The sequence below is a fragment of the Bavariicoccus seileri WCC 4188 genome (assembly GCF_000421665.1).
GTDB classification, from domain to species: Bacteria; Bacillota; Bacilli; order Lactobacillales; family Aerococcaceae; genus Bavariicoccus; species Bavariicoccus seileri.
Genome location: NZ_ATXL01000023.1, coordinates 15,010 through 32,806 on the forward strand (window position 1 = coordinate 15,010; position 17,797 = coordinate 32,806).

Sequence of the window (17,797 nt, forward strand, 5' to 3'; positions counted from 1 at the left end):
CTGTTTATGAAGGTACCTTTATTTGAATAACTGCCCTCATCAGGAAAGTAGAAAAATGATAGCATCCCGTCTTAAGAATGCATACAGAAGCTTTCTGCACATTTAATTATGATTAAAATTAATAATCCATTAAAATGTTAAATTAATAATCCATTAAAGCAAGGACATCGTAGCCCTTAATTTTATCACGTCCATGAAGGTCAGTCAGTTCAATAATGAACGCAGTTCCCACAACTATTCCACCTAATTCCTCTACCAATTTTATAGTAGCGGCTATAGTGCCACCAGTGGCTAACAAATCGTCACAAATTAGGATACGTTGTCCTGGTTTGATGGCATCTTTATGGAGTTGCAAGGTGTTTGTGCCGTATTCAAGTCCATAATTGACTTCCACAGTCTCGCGCGGTAATTTTCCCTTCTTGCGAGCTGGAGCGAACCCGACCCCTAATTTATAGGCTACAGGACATCCTACTATGAACCCCCGTGCTTCTGGCCCAACAATCATATCAACTTTCTTTTCCGATGCATAATCTACAATTTCCTGAGTAGCTTGTTGATAAGCAGCACCATCTGCCATTAATGGCGAAATATCTCTAAAAATAATGCCTTTCTCTGGAAAGTCGGGTATGCTAGCAACATAATTTCTTAAATCCATATTTATCTCCCTGACATTGTCCCATGTTAATTATTAATATGAGACTTAATTTTTTCTAATGACTCAAATTGATAAAACCGCTGTTCGGTGATTGCAACTTGACGTTTCTGATATGCTTCAGCATCTGATAGCTTCTTACTTTCTTTTTCATAATTGAAAGAAAGCCATCCATCAGTAATTGTAACAAATTTTAATTGCGAAAACACCTGAAGTATTAAATTAAATTTATCAGCGCTGAATTCTTTTTTCAAGAACGTCTGTCTTAATTGATGTATGTCATCCCCTGACCATTTTGGTTTACTGGATAAGGTTTTATACATCAATTTAAAATCATTTCGAGATGGCATTGGCCGCTTTAAGTAATTGTAGAAAGGATAAGCAACGAGCCAGACAACATATCCTTTCAGGTCGTGTTCTAAACGATTTTTTAAGGAAATGAGCGGACATTCAATTAGGATAACGCATTTCTTATCCTTCCAATTTGCTGTATCTATTCCACTATATGGTTGAACGATACTTGAATCGTCAATATGCTCTAGTAACCAATCGCCAATTTTAGTTGTTTCATATAAAAGAACGGCATTTTTAGTTTTTAAAAGGTCTTTATCAAATTTTGATTTTCGTTTGTCCAGCCATAACTCGTCCTCTGAATTGAAATCAATTAATATTAATTGTGGCGTCTCTTTCCCCATCCATCTGTTTAACGAAAGGTAGCCACAACAATTGTAAGCCATACGTGCGTTTAACTCTTCATAATGTTGAGAAAATCCGAAAGCTATGGTGTTAAAAGTGCTATTAGTTAGCTTAAGATGATTTTTTAAAGCACCAATGATTTTTACTGAATCAAATACTACATTATCAATTTCTACTAACGGTTTGACAAAACCTGTTCCAAACGGTCTTAAAGAATCAATCATTTTAATTGTTTTGCTAGTGATTTGATCGATGGGTAAAATAATATCTACCATTTTCTCCTCTTTCGAGAATGGGATAGATGAGACAAATGATTCTAGTTTTTCTTCAAGATCTGTAATCTTTTCTTTTTTTAAACTAACGCCGGCAGCCATATGGTGGCCGCCATAAGCAATCGTTGTTTCTTTAGCCGCTGATAAGGCTTGATATAGATTCACAGCTGCTATAGACCTAGCAGATCCTTTAACGATACCGCTCTCTTCACTATCTGTAAGCAATAATATTGGTTTTTGGAAGAGCTCTACTAACTTACTAGCAACTATCCCAAGAACGCCCTGATGCCAATCGTTGCTATAAAGAAGAATAAATTTGCGTTTTTCTAGATTTTGCTGCCTAATTTTCTTTAAGGCATCATCAAAAATGGCAGTCACTAGTTCTTTTCGTTCTTCGTTTATGGCGATAAAGGCATTAGCCTGTTCTAATGCATTCTCCTCATCGAAGGTCGTCAGAAACTGAACAAGTGGATTAGCATCCATTATTCGTCCAACAGCATTCAGTATGGGCGCAATCTGAAATCCTATCGTTTCTTCGGTTAATGAATCATCAGTGGTAATTCCTAATATCTTTAATAGTACAGATAATGAAATTCGACTTCGCTGTTTTATAAGGACTAATCCAGATTTTACGATTGTCCTATTCTCGTTTGTTAATGATACAAGATCAGCAACGGTACCAATAGCGACGAGATCTAGTAATTCTTGAGGTAACTCCCCTAATAATGCATGAGCGACTTTTAACGAGACCCCAGCTCCACATAAATCTGAAAAAGGATAGGAGCCATCAGGATGTCTTGGATGAATAATAGCATATGCTTCTGGCAAAGTAGTTGGTAGCTCATGATGATCTGTTACAATAACATCTACTTCTTTACTCATGGCATCTTTAATAGCACTGTGACCACTGACCCCATTATCAACGGTAATGATCAAAGTAGTTCCCTTATCGATGTAATAATTATAAATAGCACTATTTGGACCATAACCATCCGTGAAGCGATTAGGGATGTAAGTCTCGTAATTAGCGCCTAACATTTCAAGCGTTTCAGCTAATATAGCAGTGCTCGTAACACCATCGGCATCGTAATCGCCGTAAATCAAAATCGACTCATTAGCTGTGATAGCTGTTTTGATTCGATCAATCGTCCTTTTCATATCATATAAAAGAAAAGGATCGTGGTAAGGTAATTTAGTATCATCAAAAAAAACTTCTATTTCTTCAAGCGAGTGATACCCTCTTTGCCACAAAATGCGAATGGCTAATGATGACACTTTAAATTTTTTGGCGTATGCTGCAATTTTGTCTTGCTCATCTTCAGTTAAGGTATCGGGATGTGTCCATAAATATTTTGATGTTAGAATTGGGTTCACCACTTTCTAGTGTATAAATATCATTATTTTTTATCAAAAAAATGAACAATCAGCCAATCTCCAAAGGTAGGAAATAGGTTGTAAAGTTTACTTGCGAACGCCATTAGCCTTGGCTGATTCACTTCACGCTTATAGGAAATCAAGGCATTTACCGTTTTCTTCGCAACATCATCCGGCTCCAAAACGAAGTTACCCAAGTTAGTGAGATAGTTACCCTCCCTATCGGCATGTTCAAAAAATGGCGTTTTAATAGGACCAGGATTAATAGTAGTGACTAAAACATTAGATGCGGACTGCTCTAGTTCTAAACGTAAAGCATTACTATACTGGTAAAGAGCTGCTTTGCTTGCACTATATGTCGTTGTTTTTGGTGTTGCAATCTTAGCCGCTTGTGAACAGATATTAACAATATGTCCAAATCCTTGTTGTGACATTTTACTAGCCATAGCTTTACTAATTGCAATAGGACTTAGAGTGTTTACCATAAACAAGTTTTTAGTATCAGTTGTCTGTAATTGGCTATAAAAATCAAAACGACCATAACCAGCACAATTGATCATATAATCAACAGTTGGCAACTGAGTCAAGTAAGCAATCAACTGAGATACACCCGTTTCATCTGCTAAATCGCACGAATAAAAGGTACTGTTGCTATGGTATTCATGAGTATATCGATTAACCATTTCTTCTAGCACCGTTTTTCTACGGGCAATTAGTATAAGATCAGCTCCTTCTTCCGCTAATTGATTTGCAATAGCTTGTCCTAATCCAGAACTAGCTCCTGTTAAAACGATTTTTTGGGAAGCAAAACGTTGCGTCACTAGTATCACTTAGTCCTCTCTAACGATTTCAAAACATTCTAGATCGTTCATCACTTTTGTTTGTTTGAAAAGAGATTTAGCTTCAGCAACAAATCGACTACAAGATTCGCCCACATAACGACTGCTAATGTGGGTCAGTAAAAGATGTTTAGCATCAGCTTTAATAGCTAAATCGGTGGCGTCTTTTATAGTGGAATGGTAATAACTATGTGCCAAGTTCTGTTCCTCGCTCATAAATGTAGCTTCATGAACCAAAACATCAACATCTTTGGCTAAACTGTACCGTTGCTGACAACTTCTCGTATCAAAAATGATAGCTAATCTACGCCCTTTGACTGGTGGACTTATAAAATCAGAGCCACAAATAGTTTTGCCACCATAAGTTATCGTTTCCCCTTTTTTGATTTTTCCATAAAGCGGTCCGGCTGGGATGCCCAATTCTGTGAGCTTATGAGCGTCCAAATGACCAACCGTGTCTTTCTCTACTATTCGAAAACCATAAGAAGGAATGATATGTTCTAGTTTGACCGTTGAAACAATAAATTGATTATCTTCGTAAACCACACCATCGTGTGTTAATTCATGAAAAATCAATTGATATCCAAGCTTAGATTGGCTAATTTTCAAGGTTGTTCTGACATATTCCTCTAGTCCAACTGGACCATATATATCAACTGGTTCGACACCACCTTGGTGAGAACGCGAACTTAAAAAACCCGGAATCCCAAAAATATGATCACCATGTAAATGACTAATGAATATCTTTGTAATTTTTCGTGGCTTGATAGGTGTTTTTAAAATCATATGTTGAGTAGCCTCGCCACAATCGAACAACCATATCTGATTATTTTCGGGCAATAGTTTCAATGCTATTGAAGAGACATTTCTTTTCTTAGAGGGCACTCCTGCCCCAGTTCCTAAAAATTGTAATTGCAAGAAAATCTACCTTTCTAATCGCTTAAGACTTGCGTGATTTGTTTGGCAACTAAGATGCCGAATTCTTTGCTACCTTCCTCATTTGGGTGTATGTGGTCCTCATATAACCAATCAGGATGAGCTATTGCCGCTTTGTTCCAATCTATCAAATGAACATTAGATCGCTCATTAGCAGTTTTCTCTAACTTTCTGTTAACATCATTTTGCCAAGGCTTAGGAACATAAGTGTTCACCAAGAAGATTTGTCGACTATCTCCTAAAGCATCCATAACGGCATTGAGTTGATCATCGGAGAAAGTCCCATTTGTCCCCAACATCAAAACAACAGTGTCCTGTGCATCTCCCGTAGATACGTATTTTTCTATATCAGGGAGTACTTGATACAGCTGTCTTCCTCTTTCAGCGTCAAAGGTAGCTTTGGGAAAAATCTTTTGTAAATGGTTTGCGCTTGCCAATAAAGTAGAATCCCCAAAGAAGCTGATAGCAAGCCCGCTGGTAAAATTTGTTTCTTCTTGGTTTAAGCCGTCAATTCGATTGATAACAGTCGTTTGCCTTGGGTCCTTATTTGCCATTTGATAACGTTCTGAAACACTTTTTTCAATCTCAGAAGCTAGTCTATTTCTTCCTTCTGGGGCGTTTAGAAACCCTAAAACAGCAGATACAGGGACAACTAATACAACCATTAGTGCAATCCAATCAGGGATATACTTTAAGGGATTACGTACTGTACTTCGGGTTAATGTAACAACTTTCTTAAAGAAGCCAAACCCAAAAATCGAGAATAAGTGTTTCTTTTCGAAAACTCTGTAGCTCAACTCACCCAATAAAGCTATAAGTAGCACTTGAATGAGGATATGAAGCGTGGAGTAATCAGTATGATTGGTTAGCTTATACTGGTATAAAGTGATAATCGGATAATACCAAATGTAATAGGAATAACTTCTCTTTCCTATGGAGACGATTGGCTTAAGACTTAGTAGCCTGTTCCACAGAGTATTTGGGTTGACACTTACTGCAAATAATCCTGTCGCTGATAGTGCAAATAGAAAAATACCGCCTTTATAAGTAAAAGGTTGATTATCTTGTAGCGTCAATACGAACCAAAGCATGCTAAGGCTAAAACACAAGCCACAAAAATCTAAAAACAAGGACTGTCTATTACTGATAGTTTTATTTAAACGATTGATGGGCCAAACTAACGCTAAAAAGGAGCCAAGTAAATAGGAACAAGCTCTCGTATCGGTTCCATAATAGACACGTGTTGGATCCTCACCGGGATGGTATAAAGTGTACATTGCGATAAAAGAAGCAACAATCATGACCACAATAATACGTAAGATTAACACTTCGCGATCAAAAAGGTGTGCTAATAAGGTGAATATGATAGTCCAAGCTAAAGTGAATTGAAACAGGATGGAGATAAACCATAGATGACTAAATACATTTGGACTAAGTGCTTGCTGAAAATAGGAATCACCATTAACTATTTGCCACCAATTATTCGTAAAGGTTAGGCTAGAAACAATACTGGCTCTTGAATCATTCAGCAAATCTGGTTGAAACCAAAACATAAAGGCGATGACCAATAGAATCATCCACATTAGTGGTTGAAATAGCCGTTTTGCTCTGTGTTTGATGAGTGTCATCAAGCCAATATGACCCCCATTCATTAGGGATCGTTTCAAACTAATCGTTAACAAATAACTACTGATGATAAAAAAGAGATCTACCCCTAAAAAGCCACCAGGTACCCTATACGGCAACAAATGATAGAAGACAACCAATATAATAGCGATACATTTTAAGCCATCGATAGAGGCAACACGTTTACTTTTAGATTGGTCCATAAGCTATCATTTCTCCTCAAATTAATCAATCAACAAACTCAAAGGCATAATCATTAATTCTTACAGTATCACCAGTGTTAGCACCACGTTCTCTTAAGGCAGTATCTAAGCCCATCCCTCTTAGCTGACGAGCAAACCGTAACACACTTTCATCATAATCTAGTTTGGTCATGGCTAGCAATTTTTCAATCTTCTCGCCACTAACGACCCATGTCCCATCACTTTCTCGTGTAATCACAAAAGCTGGAGTCTCCTCATCATAGTCATAGGAAACATGTGTATTGTCTTCTATCGTTGTAACTGGTTGAACCTGAGTTTCTTCAACTAATTGGTATGTTTTTTTCATCAAGTCTTCCAACCCATCTTTTTGATAGGCGGATATCTTCATGACGAAAGGCTCTTCACCTAATAGAGATTTGTAGTTTGAGATAAAGTTTGCTAGTCTTTCTTCCGATTCAGGCATATCCATTTTGTTAGCCACTATGATCGTTGGTTTTTCAGTTAAATCCAATTCATATGAGGCAAGTTCCTGAGTGATAGTTTGATAATCGTCAAATGGGTCTCTCCCCTCAGTTCCACCCATATCCAAAATATGAAGTAACACCCTTGTCCTTTCAATGTGTTTTAAGAAACTGAGGCCTAAGCCAACCCCTTTTGAGGCTCCCTCAATCAATCCTGGAAGATCAGCCATCACAAACTGTTTGCTAATTCCTAAAGAAACAACTCCTAATTGAGGCGTCAAAGTTGTGAAATGATAGGCAGCTACTTTGGGTTTTGCACTCGTAATAGCTGATAATAATGTAGATTTGCCAACTGATGGTAAACCAACTAAACCAACATCTGCCATTAATTTTAATTCTAATAGTAGCTCAAATTCTTCTCCGGGCTCACCATTTTCTGCAATACTTGGTGCAGGATTACGGTGCGTGGCAAACCTAATGTTACCACGACCACCACGACCACCCTTAGCAATCAATACTTCGTCATCTGGATCAGTTAAATCAGCAATGACACGTCCTTCTGTCAAATTTTTCACTATTGTTCCGGCAGGTACGCCAATTCTTAATGGCTCGGACCCACGGCCGTATTTGCCCTTACTCATTCCATTTTGACCTGGCTCTGCCTTAAAATGTCTCTGATAGCGAAAGTCAATTAGAGTTTTAAGACCTTCGTTAACATAAAAAATGATGTCTCCACCCTTTCCGCCATCACCACCGGCAGGGCCTCCGTCAGGGACGTATTTTTCTCTTCTAAAAGCGACCATACCGTCTCCGCCTTTGCCGGCCTTGACATTTATTTTCGCAGTATCGAAAAATGTGCTCAAATTTATCGCTCCTTTCTCTGTTTTTTACACTTAATAAAGTTCGTCTATTTAGTTTTCAATTCCGTTACATCAATGACATCTAAAATCAGCTCTTTTAAAAATTCTAGCAATGCTATTCTATTCTCTCTTATAGGTTGGTCATCCACCATTACCATATTTTCATCAAAAAAGTTATTAATCAAAGGAACCATTTTTTCCAAAATAGCGATTTGGTCAGCGACAGGTAGTTCCTCATAGTCAGTAGGAACGCTTTTTTCTGCTTCAAATAATGCTTTCTCACTTTCGGTCAGAAATTGACTTGGATTAACGGGATGCACAGTGTTTGATTTTATGATCCTTATTACGCGAACTAAACCTTCAATGATGCCTTTCTCTTCAGATTTTAATTCTGGGTGCTCAAAAAAATAATTAGCAATCTGTAAACGCCTAACATAATTGATATGACGATTTCGTTGGACACCCTTAATAATATCTAATGGAATATTTTTTCCCGATGCATATTGAGAGAACCTTTCATTAATAAAGTCCAATATAGAGTCAGTTACATTAGCTTGTTCAGATCCATAAATAGCGGATAACTCTTTTACGAATAAGTCCAAATCTATAATCCACTTATTAGCTAAAATAATTTGGACAATGCCCATAGCTTGTCTACGTAAGGCAAATGGATCATTGGATCCTGTAGGCAAAAGACCAGCACTAAAGAACGATATTATATTATCAATCTTGTCTGCCAAAGCTAGTAAGCTACCAGCTACTGATTCAGGCAATCTACCGTGTGACGACACCGGTAAGTATTGTTCCCCAATAGCCTTAGCAACCACAGGGTCGACTCCTTTTTTTAAGGCAAATACTTCACCATAGGTTCCTTGCAATTCGGTGAGTTCTTGAACGGTTTGTGTCATCAAATCAAATTTATAAATCTTGCTCGCAGTTATCGCAGCCTCAGAAGTTTTTGAATCCACTTCTAAATCTTTAGCTAACAAATTAACGATTTGACTGACCCGACGTTGCTTTTCAGCCATGGAACCAATTTTTTCGTGAACACTGAGTTGTGATAATTGACTGACATAGTCTTCAATAGAGCGTTTTAAATCGTCATGATAGAAGAATAAGGCATCTTCCAATCTTGCAACCAACACTTTTTCATTCCCTTTGATGACGTTATCAATAAAGTTATGATTACCATTACGAACGCTGATAAAATGCGGTTGCAATTCTTTTGACTTTGCATCATAAACTTCAAAGTAACGTTGATGATCCTTCATGGTGGTGATTAGCACACACTCTGGTAGTTCTAAATATTTTTTCGAAAAATTACCCATAAAAACCGTAGGATACTCTACAATATTTCGAACCTCTTTTAACAGGTCAGGATGTAGTTCGACTAATACATTTTTTTCTGCTTCAATTTGTTTGATTTGGGAAACAATCATTTCTTGCCTTTTTAAAGGTGAAACAATAACATGAGCTTTTTCTAAATCTTCTTCATACGTTAAAGCAGACCGCACTTTCACATCACTCCCTAAAAAGCGATGTCCGCGACTAATTCTATCTGCTGTGATATTGAATATTGAAGTTGGTATTATATCGTCGTTTAATAGAGAAACAACCCAATGGACTGGTCTTATATAACTGAATGAATGATCTTGCCAGTGCATTGTAACTGGAAAGTTGATCCTTTCAAAGAGCTTAGCAATGTGAGCTACTACAACTGATGTTGGCAGACCAATACTTTTTTGCTTTACAAATAAATACGGCTCTCCTTGGAAATCATCAATAAATAGGTCATTTGCCGTTGCTCCTTTACTCTTTGCAAACCCGACAGCCGCCTTTGACCACGTACCGTCATTCGCTTTACCAACTTTCAGACTTGGCCCTTTGAATACCTCTTCTCGATCTGGTTGTTTGTCACCAAGGCCATTGATTCGAATAGCTAAACGCCGAGGAGTTGCAAACGTTTCAATACTCTCATAAGGAAGATAGTGTTCTTTTAAAAATGTGGTTGTGGCGGTTTCCAGTTGTTCCAGACTATTATCTATCACATTAGCTGGCATTTCTTCCAAACCACACTCAATCAAATAGTGGTTATTCATGTTCTGTCACCTCTTCAGTAGTAGTTGGCACCTTATCCTCTTTCAAAAGAGGAAATCCTAGTTCTTTTCGTTCAGCCACAAAGGCTTTAGCAATTGATTTTGCCATATTCCTAATTCGTTTTAGATAGGCAGCTCTATCAGTGGCGGATATTACACCTCTAGCATCTAGAAGATTAAAAGTGTGACTACATTTCAATACATAGTCATAAGCGGGATGGACATCATTTTTCGCAATAAGGTCTTTTGCGGTTTGCTCATACTCATTAAACCATTCCAATAATTGCTCTGGATCGCTCAACTCAAAGGCGTAGCGCGAATGTTCAATTTCAGGTTGTTTAAAAATGTCGCCATATTTTACGCCTTTTGTCCATTCAATGTCATAGACACTATCCACATTTTGAATATAACTTGCTAGTCGTTCTAATCCATACGTGATTTCACTGGTAACTGGTTTACACTCTAAGCCGCCAACTTGTTGGAAATAGGTGAACTGGGTAATTTCCATGCCGTCAAGCCAAACTTCCCAGCCAAGGCCAGCGCATCCCATTGAAGGGTTTTCCCAGTTATCTTCAACAAACCTGATATCATGGTGTAATGGATCTATCCCAAGTCTTACAAGGGATTCAATATATAATTCTTGAACATTATCAGGAGATGGTTTAATAACGACTTGAAACTGATGGTGTTGAAACAAACGGTTGGGATTTTCGCCGTAGCGGCCATCAGCTGGACGTCTACTCGGTTCAACATAACAGGCTGCCCATGGTTCCGGTCCAATAGCCCTTAAAAATGTGTAAGGGCTCATGGTTCCAGCGCCTTTTTCAACGTCATAACTTTGCAGAAGTAAACATCCCTGTTCTGCCCAAAAACTTTGTAACGTTTGAATGATTTCTTGAAATGTCTTTGCTTTCGTCATATGATCTACCTCTTATTTTTATTCTATGGGAACTTTTGTCTCATCTACATTACTTCATAGAGCTTTGATAGCTGGTAAAAAATCGTATTTGAGGTTAGGTAATGTCCTGACCACTACTTTTGTGATATTTTCAATTGGCGTTTCAAAAACAGTAATAGGCTTTGAAGGCTCAGAAACGAGCGACTCTGCTATACCATTTTTATCGAATACTGTAATCTCCACGGGCTCTTTACAGACAATTTGTATCGCATTCTTAGTGAATCGTTCTTTGGGTATAGTAATTTCTTGTAACATAAAACTCTCCTTTTTGACATAAAAAAAGCCCATGTCGTAACAAGCATAGGGGCGATTGATCGCGGTTCCACCCTACTTTCTGTTACAAACAACAGCTTCATTGTTTTTACTATTTAACTGAAAACACGGCCATAATAATGTTGGCTTTCACCGTCCCAACTCGCTTTTGATACTCTACAGTTTAATGTAGTTCTGTGGAAAATGCAATATTTTGGTCAATAATATCGTTTATTTAAGGATTGAATCAGCCTTAACACCCCACTAGTCTTAAAACCAATCTGACATCTTCTCAAGATACTTTCTGCTCTTTAGAGACAAACCGATATAATCATTATAAAATACAGATAACAACTTTAAGGCATCTTTCACGGTGACAGGATTTATGTCAAGCTTTCCCAATTGATTGGGTCGTATATTGGCCAGTAAACGACAGAGATGGATTGCCTTTGAACTAACCGGCAACACTGTCATATTTTGTGCCTCATCGCTTAAAATCACTCCAGGCGGATTAAGCGTAAAATTTAACCGCTTGTCAGCAGTTTCTTTATGGGATATTTGCGAATGATTCCAGTCAGGAGCCACTCCGAACAGTCGTAAGGAAAAGAGTTCAAATTGTAGTCTAACAATATCAGCATTATAACCACTATTTAGTTTTATCAAGCTCTCTTTAAGAAAAGAATAGAAATCATCCTGTGGCACGTTATCTTCAAAAGCTGCGTCTGTGAGCGCAAGATAGTATGTTGCATGCGCTTGTAAAAATGGATCTGATCTAATTTTTAGAAAACTTTTTAAAACATCACTATCTTTTAAAAAACTTAAGCCGCTTTGGTTGATATGTCCAAGATAAACAGAACATACCAATGGTGTCAACGCATTAGTCAACACACTATTAGAAGCCATCGAATTGCGAATAAAGAAGGATTTTTTGCCAAATTTTTCAGTGAAGATTTTCACGATCGCATCATTTTCACGATGTGGCCGATTTGCTATGACAATTCCCTGAAAACTTTGATAATAATCACTCATTGATTCACCTTCTAATGATAATCTTTATCCTCATAGCCTAATTCCTTCAATAAAAACTTATCGTCACGCCATTTTGGTTTGACTTTTACCCATAGTTCTAAGAAAACGTGACTCCCTAATAAGTTTTCAATATCTTTGCGGGCTAAAACGCCGATTTTCTTAATCATTGCCCCACCCTTACCAATTATGATTCCTTTTTGACTAGAGCGTTCAACTATTATCGTTGCTAGCACATGTACAGATTCATCAGCTTGTGTCTTCATTGAATCGACTTTAACAGCAACAGAATGTGGCACTTCTTCTCGTGTCAGTTGCAAAATCTTTTCTCTTATAAATTCTGACACAACGAAATATTCTGGATGATCTGTCAAGTGGTCTTCAGGATAGTATTTAGGCCCAATGGGTAGACAATCCTTTATGACAGATAAAAAGGTAGGCATATTGTTTCCTAGTAAAGCAGAGACCGGAATGACTTCTTTAAAAGACATCACGTCAGTATAACTCGTAATGATTTCTGGTAGCTTATCCGGATGAACTTTATCAATTTTATTGATTACAAGTATGACTGGTACCTTATTTGATTGAAGACGATCCAATATAAATCTATCTCCAGGTCCGATAGGATCTACTGCACTGACCATAAAACAGACTAGATCAACTTCTGACAATGTTTGATACGCACTGGAAACCATAAACTCTCCGAGCTCATGCTTCGGTTTATGAATACCTGGTGTATCAATGAAAATGATTTGGCTATCATCATCTGTATAAACACCTTGAATCTTATTACGAGTGGTTTGAGCTGTACTGGACATAATGGCAATTTTTTGACCAATGAGATAATTCATCAATGTCGATTTACCGACATTGGGTCGACCAACTAATGCGACAAAACCTGATTTAAAGTTTTTTTGACTCACAATAATAATGCTCCTTCATTAAAAAAATCAATCAAATGGGGTCCAAAAATGATTAATGCAACAATCACCACGAAAATGGTTACTAATAACACACCACCTGCTGCAATATCCTTAACATTTTTTGCAATAAGACTGAATTTTTTTTCAGTTATCAAATCGACGATATTCTCGAAAATCGTGTTAATGAATTCCATCAGTAAGACTAGTAGGATACAAAAAACAATCATGACCCATTCGATTGTCGTGATGCCAAAATAAAAGCCTAAAATTATTGGAATCATAGCGATCAACATATGATATCGAATATTTCTCTCCTCTAAAAAAATCAGAAGGATGCCATCTATTGCATGAAAAAGAGATTGAAAAAAATGACTGTTTTTAGAGGTTTGCTTATCATACTTCTTTTGTAAGCCCATAGGCGTTTAAAATCTCCTTTTGCAGTCCAAACATTTCTTTCTCATCTTCTTTGGTCTGGTGATCATATCCTAACAAGTGTAATAAACTATGACAAGCTAAAAAACCTAATTCCCTTTGCAACGAATGGCCATACTCTTTCGATTGGATGGTAGCTTGATCGATAGAGATTACAATATCACCATAATGATGGTTTAAGACTGTAGCCATCTGATCATTTGGCTTAACAGGGTCTATTACACCATCTATTTGATCATCTAGCGCAAAGCTAATGACGTCTGTTGGGCGATCTACACCACGATACTCCCGATTGATTTCATGTATACGTTCATTTGTTACGATTGTTACGGAACACTCTGTATTCTTTGCTAATTTTAGGTAATCACTGGCAAAGTGTAATACGTCAAGGATCAAAGCTTGATTACTTTGCGTAATACGCCCTGTCTCATCATTAAAATCGATAATCATATAGTTTCCAACCTTCAAATTTCTTTTTTGCCATAGGCTTCAATAATATCAGCCACTAATGGATGCCTTACAACATCATGGGCATCAAATAAAACAAATGCAATCCGCTTCAAATCCCTCAGTTTACTGTTAGCATCAATCAATCCACTTTTACTACCACGAGGCAAATCGATTTGAGTAATATCTCCATTAACAACCATTTTAGAATTGAATCCTAACCTCGTTAAAAACATCTTCATTTGAGAAATGGTTGTATTTTGAGCTTCATCCAATATCACGAAGGCATCATTCAATGTTCTACCCCGCATATAAGCCAAAGGCGCAATTTCGATGACACCTCTATCCATTAATCTGGTTGCGTGTTCTGTTCCATAAATCGTGTAGAGAGCATCATACAAGGGTCTCAAATAAGGATCTACTTTTTCTTTCAAGTCCCCTGGAAGAAACCCTAAATTTTCACCAGCTTCAACTGCAGGCCTCGTTAAAATAATTTTTTTAACATCACCTTTCTTCAGTGCAGATGTAGCTGCAACAACAGCTAAAAATGTTTTACCGGTCCCAGCTGGTCCTATTCCAAAAACAAGATCATTTAATGCCATCGCTTGCACATATTGATGTTGTCCAAAAGTTTTGGCTCTAATCGTCTTACCATCGTAAGACCTGCCTATCTCTTCATGATACAAATTTACAAAATAATCCAATGTGCCTCGCTCAGCCATTTTTATAGCGGTCAACACATCGCTAGCTGATAAAGAGATGCCATCTTTTAAAAGCTGTTCTAATTCTAACAACAAATTCTTGACTAAATCTGCATTTTCTTTTGATCCTTGTATGATCAAAGTATTTCCTCTGTTAGCTAATACTACCCCAAGACCCTCTTCAATCAGTTTCAAATGCTGATCATTTGGACCAAATAGTGCAGATAATAGCTTGGGATTAGTGAATTCAATCGTTGGATATTCAATGCCGTTAGACAATAGATCCTCTCCATTCTAGTAATTGTTTACAAGCCAACTCTGTTAAATAAATCATCCACATATTTTAAATGGTAGTGATAGTCAAAAGCATCGTCGATTTCTGTTTGGCCCAATACTTTCATTATAGTGGGATCATTAGAAACAAGTTCTTTAAAAGACAGCTTTTCATCCCAACTCTTTGCCGTTTTAGGTTGAATCAAATCATATGCTTTTTCCCTTGAATAGCCGTGTTCAATGAGTTTTAGTAAAAGCCGTTGTGAATAGATGAGGCCATATGACTTGTTCATATTTTCTTCCATTTTTTGAGGATAGACTGTCAATTTGGAAACGATGCTTGTAAATCTTCTCAAAATATAATCGAGCAATGTCGTCGCATCCGGTAAAATGATTCTTTCAGCTGAAGAATGTGAAATGTCCCTTTCGTGCCAAAGGCTGACATCTTCATAGGCTGGGACCATATAGCCACGTAGTACGCGAGCAATGCCTGTGACGTTTTCGCTTCCGATGGGGTTCCTTTTATGAGGCATAGCTGAAGACCCTTTTTGCCCTTGTGCAAAATACTCTTCAACTTCATGAATTTCCGTTTTTTGCAGTCCCCTGATTTCAGTTGCAAATCGTTCAATAGATGTTGCTATCAGTGCAATTATGCTGATATATTCAGCATGTAGATCTCTCGGCAAGACCTGTGTTGAGATGGGCTGTGGAGTTAATCCAATCCTGTCACAAACATATTTTTCCACTTGTGGTGGTGTGTTTGCAAACGTGCCAACTGCACCACTTATTTTACCAGCTTCAACCCGTTTTGAAACACGATCAAAACGATCAATATCTCGGTTCATTTCATCATACCAATTCAATAGCTTTAGACCGAACGTCATCGGTTCTGCATGAACACCGTGTGTTCTTCCCATTTCTACGGTATATTTATAAGTTTTCGCCTTTTCTCCAATAACCATTTTCAATTCGGCAAGATCTTTTCTCAATACCGCGTTGACTTGTTTTAACAAATAGCCATTGGCCGTGTCGACCACATCTGTACTGGTCAAACCATAATGAACCCATTTTCTCTCTTCCCCTAATGATTCAGAAACAGCACGAGTGAAGGCTACAACGTCATGACGCGTTTCCTTTTCTATCTCTAATATTCTGGAAACCGAAAATGAAGCATTCTTCCTTAAAGCTACCACGTCTCTTTTAGGAATAATACCAAGTTCAGACCATGCTTCGGCTGCTAGTATTTCAACCTCTAGCCAAGCCTTATATTTGTTTTCATCGCTCCATAACTTTTTTAACACAGTATTGCTATATCTATCGATCATGAAATTCTCCTACATCTATTGATTTAAAACTTTAGTTGCTGCTTCTTTAATCATATTTCCGTCTGCTTTACCCTTTAAAGCCTTCACAGAAGCACCCATTAATTTCCCGAAATCAGCCTTTGATTTTGCACCGATTTTATCAGCTATTGCTTTGACTTCAGTGAGTACTTCTTCTGTTGATAATTGCTTTGGCAAGTATGTCTCAACGATTTCTATTTCGTGATCAACATGTGCCACTAGTTCATCCCTGCCTGCATCATAAAATTCCTTTCGCGACTCTTTTCGTTGCTTTAATTCACGAGATAAAATTGTCAGTTCTTCTGCCTGATCTAAAGGTTTTTTCTTGTCGATTTCTGCCATCTGTACTGCAGTTTTTAACATGCGAAGCACATCTAAACGATCGCGATCTTTTGCCTTCATCGCTGTTTTGATATCATTATTTAACGTTTCTAATAAGGTCATGATGCCGTCTCCTCCATTTATATATTACAGGTTTTAGGTATTAAAGTTAGTAGTAAGTCCATCTTATCTCGTCATAATACAATTTTAACACAGAATTCTATTAGTAAAGTCTGCAAGCTTCCGAATTAATAAAAGCTAAAAAACAGTAAGTTACACAAGTAAGCAAAAAACGATAAAAAGTAGGGTTTATCATTGGGTAAGTAGTGTTAATCTTAAGATCGAGCAAGTATCTACTTGTCTATGTTAACAAAAAAACGGGTCATTGGCATTTCCAATGACCCGTTGCCAATGTTAAATGGCTAATTATTAATGTTTGCGTTTGCGTGCAGCTTCAGATTTCTTTTTACGACGAACGCTTGGTTTTTCATAGAATTCACGTTTGCGTGCTTCTTGAAGTGTACCTGACTTAGAAACATTACGTTTAAAGCGGCGAAGAGCATCATCAAGAGATTCGTTTTTACGAACGATTGTTTTTGACATAATTTGATTCCCTCCCTCCGAGCAATGAAAGTAACGTTTTTGTTTAGGTCCATTTCATAACGTTAAACAAAATGTCCTTCTAACATTATACAAGATATCAAAATATCCGTCAATATACTTTATCAATATACTTTAATACTATCTAGGGTTGTCAAACATATGTTACCTGAACTGATAATAGTGGTGCTTGATGTCTTGTCCACCAAAACGAATTTTTTGACTTTGTTGTCAAGGAGGAAAGTGAAACGATCCTTGACAACAAACGATAAAAATATAAAATCAGTGGACACATCAAGCAGCTTCGTTATACTTATTTTCGTAATACTTTTCAACCATTTGATTTGGGCTTAAGAATCCCAATACTTTTCGTGCAATATTATTGTGTCGACTCATATATCGCCGATGTTGCTTTAACATATCCTCTACGGATTCAAACTCTCGTTTACCATAAAACCGAAGTTGATCTTCCCGGTGACTTCGTTCCACTTTGCCGTTCTGCCATG

General features: G+C 37.4%; 17 protein-coding genes and 1 pseudogene. All 18 read right to left on the minus strand.

Annotation, left to right across the window (positions count from 1 at the left end; all coding sequences use genetic code 11):
• Positions 1-142 precede the first annotated feature (142 nt).
• On the minus strand, positions 143-655 hold the full coding sequence (locus H541_RS0106220) for an adenine phosphoribosyltransferase (protein ID WP_022796461.1): 513 nt from the start codon (positions 653-655) through the stop codon (positions 143-145).
• Between the two features lie 26 nt (positions 656-681).
• The gene (gene recJ / locus H541_RS0106225; RefSeq protein ID WP_022796462.1) at positions 682-2,994 is read right to left on the minus strand and encodes a single-stranded-DNA-specific exonuclease RecJ; all 2,313 of its coding nucleotides are present in this window, start codon (positions 2,992-2,994) and stop codon (positions 682-684) included.
• 23 nt (positions 2,995-3,017) lie between these two features.
• The gene (locus H541_RS0106230) at positions 3,018-3,824 is read right to left on the minus strand and encodes an SDR family NAD(P)-dependent oxidoreductase (protein WP_022796463.1); all 807 of its coding nucleotides are present in this window, start codon (positions 3,822-3,824) and stop codon (positions 3,018-3,020) included.
• Positions 3,825-4,751: a ribonuclease Z gene (rnz, locus tag H541_RS0106235; protein WP_022796464.1), complete on the minus strand. Its 927-nt coding sequence runs from the start codon at positions 4,749-4,751 to the stop codon at positions 3,825-3,827.
• Between the two features lie 14 nt (positions 4,752-4,765).
• Complete coding sequence (locus tag H541_RS0106240; protein WP_022796465.1) at positions 4,766-6,598, minus strand: acyltransferase family protein; 1,833 nt, start codon at positions 6,596-6,598, stop codon at positions 4,766-4,768.
• 25 nt (positions 6,599-6,623) lie between these two features.
• Complete coding sequence (gene obgE / locus H541_RS0106245) at positions 6,624-7,922, minus strand: GTPase ObgE (RefSeq protein WP_022796466.1); 1,299 nt, start codon at positions 7,920-7,922, stop codon at positions 6,624-6,626.
• A gap of 44 nt (positions 7,923-7,966) precedes the next feature.
• Positions 7,967-10,018 (minus strand): glycine--tRNA ligase subunit beta, encoded by a 2,052-nt coding sequence (glyS, locus tag H541_RS0106250; RefSeq protein ID WP_022796467.1) that lies wholly within the window; start codon positions 10,016-10,018, stop codon positions 7,967-7,969.
• The gene (gene glyQ, locus H541_RS0106255) at positions 10,011-10,934 is read right to left on the minus strand and encodes a glycine--tRNA ligase subunit alpha (RefSeq protein WP_022796468.1); all 924 of its coding nucleotides are present in this window, start codon (positions 10,932-10,934) and stop codon (positions 10,011-10,013) included. The genes glyS and glyQ overlap by 8 nt, the downstream gene beginning before the upstream one ends.
• Before the next feature lie 54 nt (positions 10,935-10,988).
• On the minus strand, positions 10,989-11,228 hold the full coding sequence (locus H541_RS0106260; protein ID WP_022796469.1) for a hypothetical protein: 240 nt from the start codon (positions 11,226-11,228) through the stop codon (positions 10,989-10,991).
• Positions 11,229-11,495: 267 nt separating this feature from the next.
• On the minus strand, positions 11,496-12,254 hold the full coding sequence (gene recO, locus H541_RS0106265) for a DNA repair protein RecO (protein WP_022796470.1): 759 nt from the start codon (positions 12,252-12,254) through the stop codon (positions 11,496-11,498).
• Between the two features lie 11 nt (positions 12,255-12,265).
• Entirely contained in the window at positions 12,266-13,177 is a 912-nt protein-coding gene (era, locus tag H541_RS0106270; protein ID WP_156831884.1) for a GTPase Era, read from the minus strand.
• Positions 13,171-13,590 carry a diacylglycerol kinase family protein gene (locus H541_RS0106275; protein ID WP_022796472.1) on the minus strand — a complete coding sequence of 140 codons (420 nt, stop codon included), beginning with the start codon at positions 13,588-13,590 and terminating at the stop codon, positions 13,171-13,173. Before H541_RS0106275 ends, era begins: the two co-directional genes overlap by 7 nt.
• Positions 13,568-14,056, minus strand: coding sequence for an rRNA maturation RNase YbeY (gene ybeY / locus H541_RS0106280; protein WP_022796473.1), 489 nt, complete (start codon positions 14,054-14,056; stop codon positions 13,568-13,570). The genes H541_RS0106275 and ybeY overlap by 23 nt, the downstream gene beginning before the upstream one ends.
• A 14-nt stretch (positions 14,057-14,070) precedes the next feature.
• On the minus strand, positions 14,071-15,033 hold the full coding sequence (locus H541_RS0106285) for a PhoH family protein (RefSeq protein WP_022796474.1): 963 nt from the start codon (positions 15,031-15,033) through the stop codon (positions 14,071-14,073).
• Between the two features lie 26 nt (positions 15,034-15,059).
• A complete protein-coding gene (gene purB / locus H541_RS0106290; protein WP_022796475.1) occupies positions 15,060-16,352 on the minus strand; it encodes an adenylosuccinate lyase in 1,293 nt (430 codons plus the stop codon).
• A gap of 15 nt (positions 16,353-16,367) precedes the next feature.
• A complete protein-coding gene (locus tag H541_RS0106295) occupies positions 16,368-16,814 on the minus strand; it encodes a GatB/YqeY domain-containing protein (protein WP_022796476.1) in 447 nt (148 codons plus the stop codon).
• Positions 16,815-17,120: 306 nt separating this feature from the next.
• Positions 17,121-17,294, minus strand: a complete 174-nt coding sequence (rpsU, locus tag H541_RS0106300) for a 30S ribosomal protein S21 (RefSeq protein WP_022796477.1) — start codon at positions 17,292-17,294, stop codon at positions 17,121-17,123.
• A 291-nt stretch (positions 17,295-17,585) separates the two neighbouring features.
• Positions 17,586-17,797 (minus strand): annotated as a pseudogene (locus H541_RS0106305) (hypothetical protein); the annotation flags it as partial.

Excerpts from the sequence above, each read along its gene's own strand:
- H541_RS0106220 (WP_022796461.1), bottom strand. The coding sequence starts at position 655 with ATGGATTTAAGAAATTATGTTGCTAGCATACCCGACTTTCCAGAGAAA.
- H541_RS0106240 (WP_022796465.1), bottom strand. The coding sequence starts at position 6,598 with ATGGACCAATCTAAAAGTAAACGTGTTGCCTCTATCGATGGCTTAAAA.
- glyS (WP_022796467.1), bottom strand. The coding sequence starts at position 10,018 with ATGAATAACCACTATTTGATTGAGTGTGGTTTGGAAGAAATGCCAGCT.
- glyQ (WP_022796468.1), bottom strand. The coding sequence starts at position 10,934 with ATGACGAAAGCAAAGACATTTCAAGAAATCATTCAAACGTTACAAAGT.
- H541_RS0106260 (WP_022796469.1), bottom strand. The coding sequence starts at position 11,228 with ATGTTACAAGAAATTACTATACCCAAAGAACGATTCACTAAGAATGCG.
- recO (WP_022796470.1), bottom strand. The coding sequence starts at position 12,254 with ATGAGTGATTATTATCAAAGTTTTCAGGGAATTGTCATAGCAAATCGG.
- H541_RS0106275 (WP_022796472.1), bottom strand. The coding sequence starts at position 13,590 with ATGGGCTTACAAAAGAAGTATGATAAGCAAACCTCTAAAAACAGTCAT.
- ybeY (WP_022796473.1), bottom strand. The coding sequence starts at position 14,056 with ATGATTATCGATTTTAATGATGAGACAGGGCGTATTACGCAAAGTAAT.
- purB (WP_022796475.1), bottom strand. The coding sequence starts at position 16,352 with ATGATCGATAGATATAGCAATACTGTGTTAAAAAAGTTATGGAGCGAT.
- H541_RS0106295 (WP_022796476.1), bottom strand. The coding sequence starts at position 16,814 with ATGACCTTATTAGAAACGTTAAATAATGATATCAAAACAGCGATGAAG.
- rpsU (WP_022796477.1), bottom strand. The coding sequence starts at position 17,294 with ATGTCAAAAACAATCGTTCGTAAAAACGAATCTCTTGATGATGCTCTT.